Annotated in this window: 11 protein-coding genes; 7 read left to right on the top strand and 4 right to left on the bottom strand. The window is 52.0% G+C overall.

Annotated elements, in window-relative coordinates:
- Position 1: 1 nt before the first annotated feature.
- Entirely contained in the window at positions 2–4,810 is a 4,809-nt protein-coding gene (locus PsAD37_RS02585; RefSeq protein WP_063294804.1) for an NAD-glutamate dehydrogenase, read from the bottom strand.
- 356 nt (positions 4,811–5,166) lie between these two features.
- Between PsAD37_RS02585 and argC the strand changes: the two genes are divergently transcribed.
- The 3 genes from argC (at position 5,167) to PsAD37_RS02570 (ending at position 7,946) form a co-directional block, all read left to right on the top strand.
- Positions 5,167–6,114, top strand: a complete 948-nt coding sequence (argC, locus tag PsAD37_RS02580; protein WP_063294803.1) for an N-acetyl-gamma-glutamyl-phosphate reductase — start codon at positions 5,167–5,169, stop codon at positions 6,112–6,114.
- A gap of 40 nt (positions 6,115–6,154) precedes the next feature.
- Complete coding sequence (gene leuD / locus PsAD37_RS02575; protein ID WP_063294802.1) at positions 6,155–6,760, top strand: 3-isopropylmalate dehydratase small subunit; 606 nt, start codon at positions 6,155–6,157, stop codon at positions 6,758–6,760.
- A 163-nt stretch (positions 6,761–6,923) separates the two neighbouring features.
- A complete protein-coding gene (locus PsAD37_RS02570; RefSeq protein ID WP_063294962.1) occupies positions 6,924–7,946 on the top strand; it encodes an alpha/beta fold hydrolase in 1,023 nt (340 codons plus the stop codon).
- A gap of 57 nt (positions 7,947–8,003) precedes the next feature.
- Here PsAD37_RS02570 and PsAD37_RS02565 read toward each other — a convergent pair whose 3' ends face one another.
- The gene (locus tag PsAD37_RS02565; RefSeq protein WP_063294801.1) at positions 8,004–8,627 is read right to left on the bottom strand and encodes a LysE family translocator; all 624 of its coding nucleotides are present in this window, start codon (positions 8,625–8,627) and stop codon (positions 8,004–8,006) included.
- Positions 8,628–8,718: 91 nt separating this feature from the next.
- Here PsAD37_RS02565 and PsAD37_RS27380 point away from each other — a divergent pair, with 91 nt between their 5' ends.
- Positions 8,719–9,189, top strand: coding sequence for an Lrp/AsnC family transcriptional regulator (locus PsAD37_RS27380; RefSeq protein ID WP_084407638.1), 471 nt, complete (start codon positions 8,719–8,721; stop codon positions 9,187–9,189).
- A gap of 12 nt (positions 9,190–9,201) precedes the next feature.
- Here PsAD37_RS27380 and PsAD37_RS02555 read toward each other — a convergent pair whose 3' ends face one another.
- Positions 9,202–9,708 carry a cyclic nucleotide-binding domain-containing protein gene (locus tag PsAD37_RS02555; RefSeq protein WP_063294800.1) on the bottom strand — a complete coding sequence of 169 codons (507 nt, stop codon included), beginning with the start codon at positions 9,706–9,708 and terminating at the stop codon, positions 9,202–9,204.
- Positions 9,709–9,733: 25 nt separating this feature from the next.
- A complete protein-coding gene (locus PsAD37_RS02550; RefSeq protein WP_063286368.1) occupies positions 9,734–10,417 on the bottom strand; it encodes a response regulator transcription factor in 684 nt (227 codons plus the stop codon).
- Positions 10,418–10,691: 274 nt separating this feature from the next.
- Here PsAD37_RS02550 and PsAD37_RS02545 point away from each other — a divergent pair, with 274 nt between their 5' ends.
- The 3 genes from PsAD37_RS02545 to mtaB all read left to right on the top strand — a co-directional run bounded on the left by PsAD37_RS02545 (position 10,692) and on the right by mtaB (position 13,521).
- Positions 10,692–11,198, top strand: coding sequence for a L,D-transpeptidase (locus tag PsAD37_RS02545; RefSeq protein WP_244272470.1), 507 nt, complete (start codon positions 10,692–10,694; stop codon positions 11,196–11,198).
- A 134-nt stretch (positions 11,199–11,332) separates the two neighbouring features.
- Positions 11,333–12,256: a diaminopimelate epimerase gene (gene dapF / locus PsAD37_RS02540; RefSeq protein WP_244272469.1), complete on the top strand. Its 924-nt coding sequence runs from the start codon at positions 11,333–11,335 to the stop codon at positions 12,254–12,256.
- Positions 12,253–13,521, top strand: coding sequence for a tRNA (N(6)-L-threonylcarbamoyladenosine(37)-C(2))-methylthiotransferase MtaB (gene mtaB, locus PsAD37_RS02535; protein WP_063294798.1), 1,269 nt, complete (start codon positions 12,253–12,255; stop codon positions 13,519–13,521). The genes dapF and mtaB overlap by 4 nt, the downstream gene beginning before the upstream one ends.
- Positions 13,522–13,543 lie beyond the last annotated feature (22 nt).

The raw sequence follows: 13,543 nt of genomic DNA, 5'->3' as shown, positions 1-13,543 counted from the left end.
CTTAGTTTGCAAGCTCTGCCAGCATGCCAGCTGCCACAGAGAACTTGGAAACCGACAGGTTCTTCTCCAAAATCTCGTTGGTTGCCTGCTGCGTTCTTTCAGCTTTACCGCCATTGCGTTCCAGCCAGCCGTCAAAGCCGTTTGCATCTGCCAGAGCTTGGGCAGCCAGATCACGCAGAGCATTCGCCAGAATGGAGCGGGAACGATCGAGTGCCAGTCCATCGTAGTAATCACGAATGACAAACTCACGAGCCAACTCTTCAATCGCACCGAACTTGAAGTGCTCGGCTACGCGGAAGTAGGAAGCTGCAACTTCGTCCACATCACGGTTGGCTTTTTCGGAGACCAGAACGATATCCGGGATCACCATTTCGCCAATGAGACGGGCAATGCGAGCCGCGATCATGATTGGAACGCCAGCTTCTACCAGACGATCTGTTTCCGCTTTGAGCGTTGCTGCCCGTTCTTCGGAAAGGAATGTTTCCAGACGTGGAGACAGACGCTTGACGGTATCGCGGAAGCGGTTGATCGCTGCTTCCAAACCATCTTCGAAGGAGACGTTGCGCAGGAACCAGATCACCATACCCAGCACCAGATCCTGAACCAGAGTGTAGAGCTCTAGCTGTAGATCACCGGAGATGGTGTTGTCGAGACGATCAATCTCTTCGTTCAGCTGGGTCAATCCAAACGCATCACGCACCACGGCGAAGGCACGTGCTACATCTGCAACAGACGCACCGGTCTGATCGATAATGCGGGTCAGGAATGCAGGGCCACCCCGGTTGATAATGGAGTTCGCCAGCATTGTTGCGATGATTTCGCGACGCAGACGGTGTCCTTCGATTTCCTGAGTATAGGTTTCTGCCATCTGTTTCGGGAAGTAGCGGTAAAGCTCTTTCGCGAGGTAGGCATCATCAGGAACGGAGCTGTTCAGCAGCTCATCATGAAGCGTGAGTTTTGCGTATGCCAGCAGCACGCCCAGTTCTGGACGAGACAGGTGCTGGCCTGCTTTTTCACGTTCCTCAATAGTCACATCATCCGGCAGATCTTCAACAACACGATCCAGCAGATCCTGAGATTCAAGCTGACGCATCATACGGACCTGATAGCCCAAATCTTCGAGACCACGACGATCACAGAGTGAGATTGCCAGAGTTTGCAAGTAGTTGTTACGCAGCACCAGCTGAGCAACTTCATCTGTCATATCTGCAAGGAGAACGTTGCGGTCCGGAGTGGTCAGAGTACCCTTCTTGACAGCTGCGCCCAGCGCAATCTTGATGTTCACTTCCATATCGGAGGAGTTTACACCAGCAGAGTTGTCGATCGCGTCGGAGTTACAACGGCCACCGGCACGAGAGAACTCAATACGAGCTTTCTGAGTGATGCCGAGGTTTGCACCTTCGCCGATGACTTTCGAACCGACTTCAGCCGCTGTGATGCGGATTGCGTCGTTGCCACGATCCCCCACGTCGCTGTTGTTTTCGTCAGAAGCACGGATGTATGTACCGATACCACCGAACCACAGCAGGTCTGCCTGCATCTTCAGGATAGCGGTCATGACCTCCTGAGGAGATGCTTTCGACTTGTTAAGACCGAGCATCTTCTGAACCTGAATGGTCAGTGGAATAGACTTGGAAGAACGTGGGTAGATGCCGCCGCCTTCTGAGATCAGTTCCTTGTTGTAGTCCTGCCAGGACGAGCGCCCCAGATCGAACATACGCTTGCGTTCTTCCCAGGTCACAGCTGGATCCGGGTTCGGGTCAAGGAAGATGTCGCGGTGATCAAAAGCAGCAACGAGCTTGGTTGCCTTTGAAAGCAGCATACCGTTGCCGAACACGTCTCCAGACATGTCACCAACACCACATGCGGTGAATGGCTCTTTCTGGATGTCACGGTCCATTTCGCGGAAGTGACGTTTCACAGCTTCCCAACCGCCGCGTGCGGTGATGCCCATCTTCTTATGGTCATACCCGGCAGAACCGCCGGACGCGAATGCATCACCCAGCCAGAAGCCTTTGCTTTCTGAGATCGCGTTTGCGGTGTCTGAGAAGGTTGCGGTGCCTTTATCAGCTGCCACAACGAGGTATGGATCGTCCTGATCGTGACGAACAACCAGCTCTGGCGGCAGGATGAGGTCAGCGTCCAGGTTATCTGTCAGATCCAGCAGAGAGGAGATGAAGATCTTGTAGGCTTCAGTTCCTTCTGCGATCCACTCATCACGGCTACCAGTTGTTGGAAGCTGCTTCGGCAGAAAACCACCTTTTGAGCCAACAGGAACGATCACAGCGTTTTTGACCTGCTGTGCCTTCACAAGGCCAAGCACTTCTGTGCGGTAATCCTGAGCGCGGTCGGACCAACGCAGGCCACCACGAGCAGCCGGACCAAAGCGCATGTGCACGCCTTCGACGCGCGGGCTGTACACAAAGATCTCGCGGTACGGCAGCGGCTTTGGCAGGCCTTCCACTTTATGCGGGTCAAGCTTGAACGCGAAGGTCGGTTTAGGCTGACCAGTGTCATCCAACTGGAAGAAATTGGTGCGCAGCGTCGCCAGGATCAAATTCTGGAAACGACGGAGAATACGGTCGTCATCCAGGCTCGTTACTTCATCAAGGCTTGCGGAAATCTCATCAATCAGACGCCCCTCCTTACCCGAACGTTCAAACGTTCCGAGTGTAGGATCGAAGCGTGTATGGAACAGGTGCACCAGCTGCTGAGCGATCTGTGGATAGCGGTTAAGAGTTCCCCACATATAATCTTCAGAATAGAGGATTCCAGCCTGACGCAAGTAGCGGGAGAGCGCCCGGATCATGGCAATGTCGCGCCATGCCAATCCTGCTGTTAGTGCGAGGGCGTTATAACCATCGTTTTCAGCCTGTTTGTTCCAGACTGCGAGGAACAATGCACCGAGGCGCTCGATGTCTGCTTCTGTGAAGTTGCGGAAGCGGTTTTCATCCAGATGCAGCGTGGTGTCGTGCAGGTAGCTGAGTTCGCGATCTGACGGTGTAATCCGGTAGGTTCTCTCATTGATGACGCGGAACCCGAGATTTTCGAGCATCGGCACACGAGCAGACAGTGGAATCGGTTTGTTGAGGTGGTAGGCGCGCAGAGAAATCTGGCCCTTACCCTCACGCTCGCGCTTATAGAAGCTGATAACAAGCGGACGCTTCTCGCCCAGCTGTTCAACGCGGCGAATATCCTTGGTCGCGGTCACCGCTGGTGTCGCGGAGGTGTATTCACCATCAAACGCAGAGCCGTATCGCTTCAGCAGTGCGCCAGAGATGGCATTGCCATAAACTGAGCGGAGCGCTTCTCGCAGGCTGTCTGTCCAGGTGCGGACGATGACCTGAATAGAGGCTTCCAGCTCTGCTTGAGACGGTTGAGGCGTATCACCGATGTAACGGCCAATGATGTAGTGAACGCGGACAAGAGGGCCTTCAGGGAAGGTTGCGTACCAGGCAGACAGACGACCTTCGTAGACGTTTGCCAGATACTTACCAACTCGCTCACGAATGCTCGTGGTGAAATGATCACGCGGGATGTAAGTGATGATCGATACGAAACGGTCGAACTTATCGGTTCTGGACAGAACACGGACACGTGGCCGCTCGTTAAGCTGAAGAATCGCATCTGCAAAGTTGGAGAGGGTTTCAACATCAATCTGGAACAGATCATCACGCGGATAACCTTCCAAGATGTTGCGAAGTGCACGACCGCTGTGGCTTTCCGGGTCAAAGCCGTGCTTTTTCATTACCTTCGCGGTCTTGTGGCGAATGTATGGAATGGAGCTGGTTGAGCGGGTGTACGCTGTTGCGGTGAAGAGACCGACAACGCGCAGTTCACCACGGAGCTTGCCTTCATCATCAAACAGCTTCACCCCAACATAGTCCATGTGCACGTGACGGTGAACGCGGCTGCGGATGTTGGCTTTACCGATGATCAATGGTTCCGGCTTCAGCAGAAACTCTCTGATTTCCGGTGTCATAACAACGAACTCAGAGCCCTTGCGAAGCACGCGGACCTTCGGATCGGTCAGAATGCCGAGACCAGAGCCTTCTATCAGAGAGAGTTCGCTGTTTTCACTGGTGTCATCGAAAATGAATTCGCGGATACCCAAGAGGGTAAAATTATCAGCCGCCATCCACTCAAGGAAGGCGATTGCTTCGTCAAACTGCTTGTTGTCTGCCTTTGAGCGGACCTGCTGGTATTCTTCAACCGCCAGCTGGATTCGATCGCGCATCGGGCGCCAGTCGTGCACCGCCTGGCGGACGTCATTGAGAACAAGATCAAGAGTCTCTTCGAGCTTCTGGATGTCCTCTTCAGAGTTCAAACGCGTGAGGTGGATATGGATGAGACTTTCACGGCGAACAGATGGTCCTCCAAGACCAACAGTGCCGTGGAACTTTTGCAGGCCGCCATCATCATCACGCTCTACGATGAAGAGCGGGTGCAGTACGAGGCGGACTTCGTAGCCAGCTGTTTGGATTGCCCCCATCGCAGAGGAAACGAGGAAGGCCATGTTATCGTTAACGATTTCAACGATGGTAATGTCTTCGAGCTGCTTGCCATCAGCGTTTGGCTGCGGGTTGAACACACGAATACGATGGGTCCCCAGCGGGTGATTTGCGAAATCAGCCCAGGCTTCCTGCGATACGACCGCAAGCTCTGATGGGGTATAGTTCAGGAGATCTTCTGCATCGGCGTGAGAGAAGAGGTCTTCAGCAAACCTTGCTTCGTCTTCGTTATCGTCAATTAGCAGTGCACAGGTATCGGCAATAAGCCCAGCTTTAGCCTCGGCTGTCGTTACAGACATTCAGGCGTTCCTCATCCAACATTATAGTCGGCACAGGCTGCGCGAACATGCCACATGGACGCGGCCTATGCCTTTGAAACCTATTAAGGTGCATTTACTCAATATTTCAATGCGAAACGCGACAAGAATCCAGCAAAAACATCGTTTTCAGCAGAATGTGTTCGGATGTGAGCGACATACGGGAATTCTGGTAATATTAGAAAAGCCCTTCCTGTGAACCTGAAGTTGCTTGAGCCCCCCTCAACTGCCAATTGAGGACAGAGGCCTAAAAAACGCGCCCTATTCTGTGACAATGGGTGATGGACGTTGTACAACCCATGAACCTAATTCCAACTACAAGCTCCAAGGAGTCAAAAATGTCAGTGCGCGTGTTCATTGATGGAGAAGCCGGAACGACGGGTCTACAGATCCGCGAGCGTCTGGCCGGGCGCCGTGACATTGAGATCCTCAGCATCGCTCCGGAGCGCCGCAAGGAGCTGGCAGCTCGTGCAGAGCTTTTGAACTCTGCTGATGTTGCGATCCTATGTTTGCCAGATGCAGCTGCACTGGAAAGTGTGTCTCTCATCAAAAATGATAGCACCCGCGTTATTGATGCATCTTCTGCGCACCGCGTTAATCCAGATTGGGCCTATGGTTTCCCTGAGATGACGAAGGATCAGGCGGAGATCATTTCCAACGCGCGTTTCGTTTCCAATCCGGGTTGTTACCCGCAAGGTGTGATCGCGACTGTGCGTCCACTGCTGGAAGCTGGGGTTATCCCGTCCACGCACGCACTCACTGTGAACGCAGTTTCCGGTTATACTGGCGGTGGTCGTCAGATGATTGAAAAGTATGAAGCCAGCGACAAGCCATCTTCTTACTGGCCTTACGGTTTGCAGTTTGGACACAAGCATCTGCCGGAAATGCAGCTGTATGCTGACCTTGCCCATGCACCATTGTTCCAGCCAGCGGTTGGCAACTACGCGCAGGGCATGATGACATTCGTGCCGTTGCAACTGGGACAACTGCGTAACGCACCGACAGGTAAAGATCTGCACGCTGTGCTTGATGACCATTTCTCCAGCATTGCTGGAGATGTGGAGGTCGCAGGGTTTGAAAGCGTCAATGCAATTGAGGACCTGAGCCCGGAACTTTTCAACGGCACAAACAAAATGCAGCTGCACGTTTTTGCCAATGATGACCGGCACCAAGCTCTGCTGGTCGCAATCTATGACAACCTTGGCAAGGGCGCTTCCGGCGCAGCCGTCCAAAACCTGAATATTATGATGGGCCTGAACGAGAGCATTGATCTCGCTGTAGCCTAATAAAAATTAGAGAATTCCAGAGATCCGAGGAGAGTATTCCATGGAAAAGTTTAGTACACTGACAGGCGTTGCTGCGCCGCTGCCACTGGTCAACATCGACACCGATATGATCATTCCGAAGCAGTTTCTGAAAACCATCAAGCGTTCAGGCCTTGGCACTGCACTTTTCCATGAGATGCGTACCAACGACGACGGTTCCAAGAACGAAGAGTTTGTGCTGAACAAGCCAAGCTACGAGAATGCTCAGATCCTTGTTGCTGGCGACAACTTCGGCTGCGGATCTTCCCGTGAGCACGCGCCGTGGGCTCTGCTGGATTACGGCATTCGTTGTGTGATCTCCACCAGCTTTGCTGACATCTTCTACAACAACTGCTTTAAAAACGGCATTCTGCCGATCGTGGTGAGTCAGGAAGATCTCGACAAACTTATGGACGATGCATCCCGCGGTGCGAATGCGACTCTGACAGTTGATCTGGAAGAACAGGAAGTTCGCGGCCCGGATGGCGGCTCAATCAAGTTTGATCTGGACCCACACCGCAAGCACTGCCTGCTGAACGGCCTTGACGACATTGGTCAGACTTTTGAAAAGACCCACCACATCGACAGCTACGAAGACAAACTGGGACTGAGCCATCCTTGGCACTGATTAAGACGCTTGCCATTGCCCTATAGAGGACGCCCTAGCGGCGTCCTTTTTTGTGAAAATAGTCCTCAATCTTACAAGATAGTCCTCTTTTCTGCAGATAGGACGCTTGGTGATCAGGCCCGCGCTAAGAAACGTCATCCCAATTCAAAAAATGGATGACATGATGAAACGTTTGTTGCTTAGTGCGTTATGCACCCTCACCTTTTCTTCTGCCTTTGCGAATGATGAACTTCCTGGCTTTGACGAGATTACTGTAAAAACTACACATCGGACACGCCCTGTCGCCGGCTCCATCTGGTATCCTGTCGGCACAAAAACCTACAAGGGCTTACGGGGAGACAATCCCGTCTTTGTGGGAAATTACGCCTATGTGGGTGCAGGGGTGAAGGAAGGGAAGTTTCCGCTAATCCTTTTTTCTCATGGATCTGGCGGTAACATGTTCTCTGCAGGCTGGCTGTTTTCTGCTCTTGCGAAAAAAGGGGCGATGGTTGTCGCGGTAAATCACCCTGGAAGCACATCGGGGGATTCTTCTCCAAGGCGATCCATACTGTTAGACGAGCGCGCCAAAGATCTCAGCGCAACCTTAGACACAATTTTAAACGACCCAAACTTTAATCGATATATTGATCAGTCCCAGATTATCGCGGCCGGGTTTTCCATGGGTGGAGCGAGTGTACTAAATCTGGCAGGAGCACGATGGGATCGGGAGAAATTCAGTCAATACTGCAAGACCTATAAAAGTGCTGATCCAGGCTGCATCTTCTTTTCAAAAGGTGGTGTTGATTTTGACCACCTACCTGATGGCTTTATCGGAAATGCGAAGGATGAAAGGGTAACCAAAGTTGTCTCAATTGATCCTGGCTATACCGTCGCCTTTGATAAAGCCAGTGCAAAAGACATTCAGATTCCTGTGCAATTCATCAATATCGGTCATCAGGATCGAACGTTTGGAGCTGATCTAGAGGCTGAGGGCAATAATATCTTATCCCTCATACCGGATGCGTCTTACGCGGTAACTGATCATGGGGATCACTTTGCGTTTCTTCCATCCTGCAAACCTGAGGGCACAGCCCTTTTGGAGGCGGATAATGATGATCCGGTTTGCACCGATCCTGAAGGAACCGATCGTGTTGAGGTGCACGAGCAAATCCAACAATACATGGAAAAATTCATTGGTTTGGATTAACGAAACTCAAGTTCTGACACAGCTGAGAGCTTACCTCCAGCTGTGTATGCTTAAGCATTACGCGATATCGGCAACGACCATAGAGATGCCGACGGCAAAGACGCAAAGGCTGGCGAGCATGGAGATGCGTTTGCCGTTGTTGCTGTTTGCAAGCCACACGCGTGCGGGACCAGAAACGAGGCTACCAACGCCGTAGTAGACAATCAGGCAGAGCAGGCTTGCCGCCATGCCGAAAATCAGCGCATAGAGCCAGAAGGGCATAACCTCCGGCACATAGAACTGCGGCAGCAGGGAGAAGTAGAAGAGCATTCCCTTTGGGTTCAGCAAACTGGTGAGGAAGCCGAATTTCAGATCATTGGTGTCTGCAGATGCTTGTTGCTCATCTTCTGAAGTCCACATGCCGCTTGCGAAGAAGAGGCGATAGGCCAGGTACATAAGATAGGCCAGACCCACCCAACGAATTGCCTGAAACAGTCTTGGTTCCGCCAGAAAGAGGGACTGAAAACCCGCAGCAACCAAGACGGTGAACACGAGATAACCAGCTGAAATGCCGAGAGATGCTTTGAGGGCAGCGGGTTTTCCGCTCGCAAGTGCCCTGCTGGTGACATACAGCATATCCGGGCCGGGCACGATAATCAGACTTAGGATGGTGATCAAAAAGAGAAGGGTATTCGCTGCCATTGAGAGTATTTTCTTATGAGAGGTTTTATTCCAAATTTTCTCCGAATATACTGCGGCGCATACCCTCCGAATATCGAATTTATTCCGAAAAATGACCTCTTATCACCATCTCGACCGAACAGACTTCGTCATATTAGAAATTTTGCAGAACAATGCACTGCTTCCCAATAAACAGGTAGCTGCAGAGGTTAACCTGAGCCCATCGGCTTGCCATGAGCGTATTAAGCGATTGAAAGACAGTGGTATTTTACAGAGTAGCCATGCTGTTGTGGACTCGAAAGCCTATGGAGTGGGCTTTGAGGCAATGTTCTTCATTCAGCTGGACAGACACGAAGCACTTCTGGTGGAGGAATTCATGCAGGAGGTCGTTGGGCTACCGGAAGTAAAATCCGTCACACTCATCAGTGGAGCATACGATATCGTCGCCCATCTGCGTGTACGAGATATCGATCACCTGAAAAGCCTTGCCTTTGAAAAGTTCACAAAGCGGGCCTACATCACCAAGATTGAGAGCTCGATTATCTATGATTTTAAAGAGAGCCGCGTGCAGAAGCCGCTTTAAAGGGTTGCTGGCTTAACTGCCCTTGGCAGCAACTTCTTGTTTATGGCGTTCATTGAGAGCGTCCACTTCGTCCAGCTTGCGACCAACGCGCGCCAAAGCGGCGGCAGCTGTCGTAAACTGGTTTGCTTTATCGACATAAAGCTTTTGTGCCGTTTCAGGGAATTCCTGCAGCATGCGGGAGAAGAGTGCGCGGCGGACGCGGATCAATTCGCAATTTTCAAGTGCGACAGCGCGGGCCGGACGTTTGCCCTCAGCCATCAGCGCGTTTTCACCGAACAGAGTACCGGGGCCGTAGGTGCCTCTGGGACGCGCGTCGCGCCCCATGCCGGTTTCCAGCTGCACCTTGCCGATTGTCAGCACAATGCCACCGTCTGCCCGCTCACCCTCATTAAAAATTGTCCCACCTTTAGACACCTGCATGGTTTCCGCACTGAATGCGAGCAGGCGCAACTGGTCCTCTGAAAATTGCGAGAGGAGAGGAACGCGTCTTAAGATTTCGATGTCGCGGGCTAGACTCATAGTTCTTGGATTAGCTGCTTATGCCTCAAGGCACAAGCTTATATCCACCAGCTTCTGTCACGAGCAGCTCCGCATTGGACGGATCACGCTCAATTTTCTGACGCAGACGGTAAATATGGGTTTCCAGCGTGTGTGTGGTGACGCCGGAATTGTAGCCCCAAACCTCATGCAGCAGCACATCGCGGGTCACTGGCTTTTCACCTGCACGGTAGAGGAACTTCAGGATAGAAGTTTCTTTTTCGGTCAGACGAACCTTCCCACCATTATCGTCCTGCATGGACTTTGCAGCAGGCTGGAAGGAGTAACGGCCAATGGTGAACACAGCATCTTCGCTCTGTTCATGCTGACGCAGATGCGCACGAATGCGAGCAAGCAGAACAGCGAACTTAAATGGCTTGGTGACGTAGTCGTTTGCGCCAGCTTCCAAACCAAGGATTGTGTCACTGTCTGTATCATGACCGGTGAGCATGATGACTGGAGCGCCAAAGCCTGCTTTACGCAGCAACTTCACAGCTTCACGGCCATCAATGTCCGGCAGACCAACGTCCATCAGAACCAGGTCGAAGTGATCTTCTTTTGCTTTTTTAATGCCAGTCGCAGCACTGTCAGCTTGAGTGGTTTCAAATTCATCATAAAGCGACAGCTGCTCAACGAGCGCTTCGCGCAGATCGTTATCGTCATCTACAAGCAGAATTTTACGTGCAGTCATATTCTCACCCAATCACCAATCTTTGGTGCTAGTCCTAAAACTTATCTCACATAAATACATGAAGGGTTGCCGAAAAAAAGGCGAGCAAAAACGTGGTAAATCTCAAAGTTTTTCGTAAAATCTACTTCACGCGTAAGTGACCCCCGCTTTATTTGGGAGTGTTTCTCCCGGTGTTTTCCGCAGGACAACAGGTTCATAGATGCTTCCTCTCGCAGTACCCACTCCCCCCGCAAAGCTACTTAAGAAGACCCAGAAGACCCAGAAGACCCTATTTGTGCGGCATACAGGTGATGAGCCTCACACGGGAACACTGACACTAGGCGCAGTAACATTTGCGTGTGCACTTGGACGATCTGGTTTGACGCACACAAAGCGCGAAGGTGACGGTGCGACTCCGATTGGGCGTTTTGAACTGCTGAATGTGTATTACCGCTCGGATCGCAGCTCTTGTCCAGTCACGTATTTGCCAGTTTCACCCCTGTCCCAGAGCGATGGTTGGTGTGATTCTCCTCAGGATGCTCTTTATAATCGCCCTGTCGATCTGCCGTTTGAGCCCAGCCATGAGAAGATGTGGCGAGATGATCGGCTTTACGACATTGTTGTCGTGCTGGATTGCAATATGTATCCGGCGGTCAAAGGCGAAGGCAGCGCGATCTTCTTTCACGTGGCACGAGAAGGCTTTTTGCCGACGGAAGGATGCGTTGCGGTTTATCCGGAAGTGATGCGCGAAATCCTGAAGGAAATGGCGCCCGGAGACATGCTGGAAGTCTGTGCGGATTAGTGCAAAATCAGAGAATTCGATTAGGGAGGCTTTAAAGCTGTCCTCACAATCGTCTCAGACAAGGTTTTTCCCTGCATTTTCCCTAGTAATCTAAAGTAATTTAATCCATATAGTGCCTTCTTGACGGATTACGCATGAATGGAAGCAAGCTCATGGCGGATACGCTGGTTCCCTTTTTGAAAATGAACGGTTTAGGCAATGATTTCGTGGTGTTTGATGGCCGCGCAAAGAAGGTTGTCTTAACTCCGACGCAAATTGCAGCTATCGGAGACCGCGAAAAGGGTATTGGTTTTGACCAGATGATTACGATCGAGCCTGCAAGTTCTGATGCTTATGCCTTTATGCGCATTCACAATCGCGATGGCAGCGAAGTAGATGCTTGCGGTAACGCAACACGTTGCATTGGCCGTCTGCTAATGGGTGAGGCAGGCACTCCAAGCGTTCCTATTCAGACCAACGCTGGTTTGCTGATTGCACACGCTTCTGACACTGAAACGCTGGTGAGCGTTGATATGGGTACACCTCGCCTTGAGTGGGATCAGATTCCACTGGCTGAAGAGTTTGCCGATACGCGCGCAATTGAGCTACAGATCGGGCCAATTGATACTCCGGTTTTGCACTCGCCAAGCGTTGTGAATGTTGGTAATCCGCATGCGATTTTCTGGGTGGATGATATTGAAGCCCACGACCTTGAGCGATTTGGACCATTGCTTGAGTGTCATCCGATGTTCCCTGAGAAGGCGAATATCTCTCTAGCTCAAATCATTGGCGAAAACGAGATCCGCCTGAAGGTTTGGGAACGTGGTGTTGGCTTGACGCGAGCCTGTGGCACCGCAGCCTGCGCAACCGGTGTTGCAGCAGCACGGACAGGCCGGACCGCACGCAAGTGTACCGTCCATCTGCCGGGAGGACCGCTGGGTATTGAGTGGCGTGAGGACAACGACCACATCATGATGACCGGTGAAACCGCAATTGAATTCGAGGGCGAGCTCAATCTCGACACCCTCACCTACACAAAGACCGCTTCGGGGGACGCGGCAATGGAGCCTACGCAGTGAGCATTGATGTTGTGACATTTGGCTGCCGACTGAACGCTTATGAGTCGGAAGTGATGAAGCGCGAAGCAAAGGCCGCGGGCCTTAAGGATGCCGTGCTGATCAACACATGTGCCGTGACCAACGAAGCTGTCCGTCAAGCACGGCAGACCATTCGCAAAACCCGCCGCGAAAATCCGGATGCACGTATTATCGTGACTGGCTGTGCGGCCCAGACAGAATCTGAAACCTTTGCCGAGATGGGCGAAGTGGATCTGGTTCTTGGTAACTCTGAAAAGCTGGAGCGCGCCTCTTATGGCCGTGTCGCTCAGTTTGGCATTGAAGAAACCGAGAAGGTGCGCGTTAACGACATTATGAGCGTGCGCGAGACTGCAGGTCACCTGATTGATGGGCTGGAAGGACGCTCTCGTGCGTTTGTTCAGGTTCAGAATGGCTGTGACCATCGCTGCACCTTCTGCATCATCCCTTATGGCCGTGGTAACTCACGCTCTGTGCCGATGGGTGTGGTGATTGACCAGATCAAACGCCTTGTCGACAATGGCTATGGCGAGATTGTTCTAACTGGCGTTGATATTACCTCCTACGGTGCTGATCTGCCGGGAACGCCGAAGCTTGGCACGCTTTGTTCCAAGATTTTGAAGATGGTTCCTGATCTCAAGCGCTTGCGTCTGTCCTCCATCGACAGCATTGAAGCTGATGATGAGTTGATGGACGTAATTGCGCATGATCATCGTCTGATGTCACATCTGCACCTTTCCTTGCAGGCTGGCGACAACATGATCCTCAAGCGCATGAAGCGCCGTCATTCTCGTGAGGACACTATCCAGTTCTGCGAAGATGTACGCAAGATGCGCCCGGATGTTGTTTTCGGCGCTGACATTATTGCCGGTTTCCCGACCGAGACTGATGAGATGTTTGAGAACACCCTGCGCATCGTTGATGAGTGTGGGCTGACACATCTGCATGTGTTCCCGTTCTCCCCACGCCCAGGCACTCCAGCGGCCCGTATGCCGCAGCTCGATCGCAAGATCATTAAAGAGCGCGCTGCACGCCTTCGTGAAAAAGGGCAGGAAGCTTTGCTGGCTCACCTTCGTGCCGAAGTAGGCAAAAAGCGCGAGGTCCTGATTGAGCGTGAGGGACTTGGTCGCACCGAGCAATTTACTCAGGTTGAACTGGATGCGGATATTGCCGGAAGCCTTGTCTCCGCACGCATTACAGGGCATACCGAAAGACATCTAATTGCAGAGCCACTTGGCAAAGCAGCTTAAGCTTTTACATTTCAAAGGTATC

It is taken from the genome of Pseudovibrio sp. Ad37 (genome assembly GCF_001623075.1).
Lineage (GTDB): Bacteria > Pseudomonadota > Alphaproteobacteria > Rhizobiales > Stappiaceae > Pseudovibrio.
Note: the sequence above shows the minus strand (reverse complement) of the source record. Positions and strands in the feature narration are given on the sequence as shown.

Bases quoted from the DNA above. Each gene is read 5' to 3' on its own strand.
- PsAD37_RS02585 (WP_063294804.1), bottom strand. From the start codon at position 4,810: ATGTCTGTAACGACAGCCGAGGCTAAAGCTGGGCTTATTGCCGATACC.
- argC (WP_063294803.1), top strand. From the start codon at position 5,167: ATGTCAGTGCGCGTGTTCATTGATGGAGAAGCCGGAACGACGGGTCTA.
- leuD (WP_063294802.1), top strand. From the start codon at position 6,155: ATGGAAAAGTTTAGTACACTGACAGGCGTTGCTGCGCCGCTGCCACTG.
- PsAD37_RS02570 (WP_063294962.1), top strand. From the start codon at position 6,924: ATGAAACGTTTGTTGCTTAGTGCGTTATGCACCCTCACCTTTTCTTCT.
- PsAD37_RS02565 (WP_063294801.1), bottom strand. From the start codon at position 8,627: ATGGCAGCGAATACCCTTCTCTTTTTGATCACCATCCTAAGTCTGATT.
- PsAD37_RS27380 (WP_084407638.1), top strand. From the start codon at position 8,719: ATGACCTCTTATCACCATCTCGACCGAACAGACTTCGTCATATTAGAA.
- PsAD37_RS02555 (WP_063294800.1), bottom strand. From the start codon at position 9,708: ATGAGTCTAGCCCGCGACATCGAAATCTTAAGACGCGTTCCTCTCCTC.
- PsAD37_RS02550 (WP_063286368.1), bottom strand. From the start codon at position 10,417: ATGACTGCACGTAAAATTCTGCTTGTAGATGACGATAACGATCTGCGC.
- dapF (WP_244272469.1), top strand. From the start codon at position 11,333: ATGAATGGAAGCAAGCTCATGGCGGATACGCTGGTTCCCTTTTTGAAA.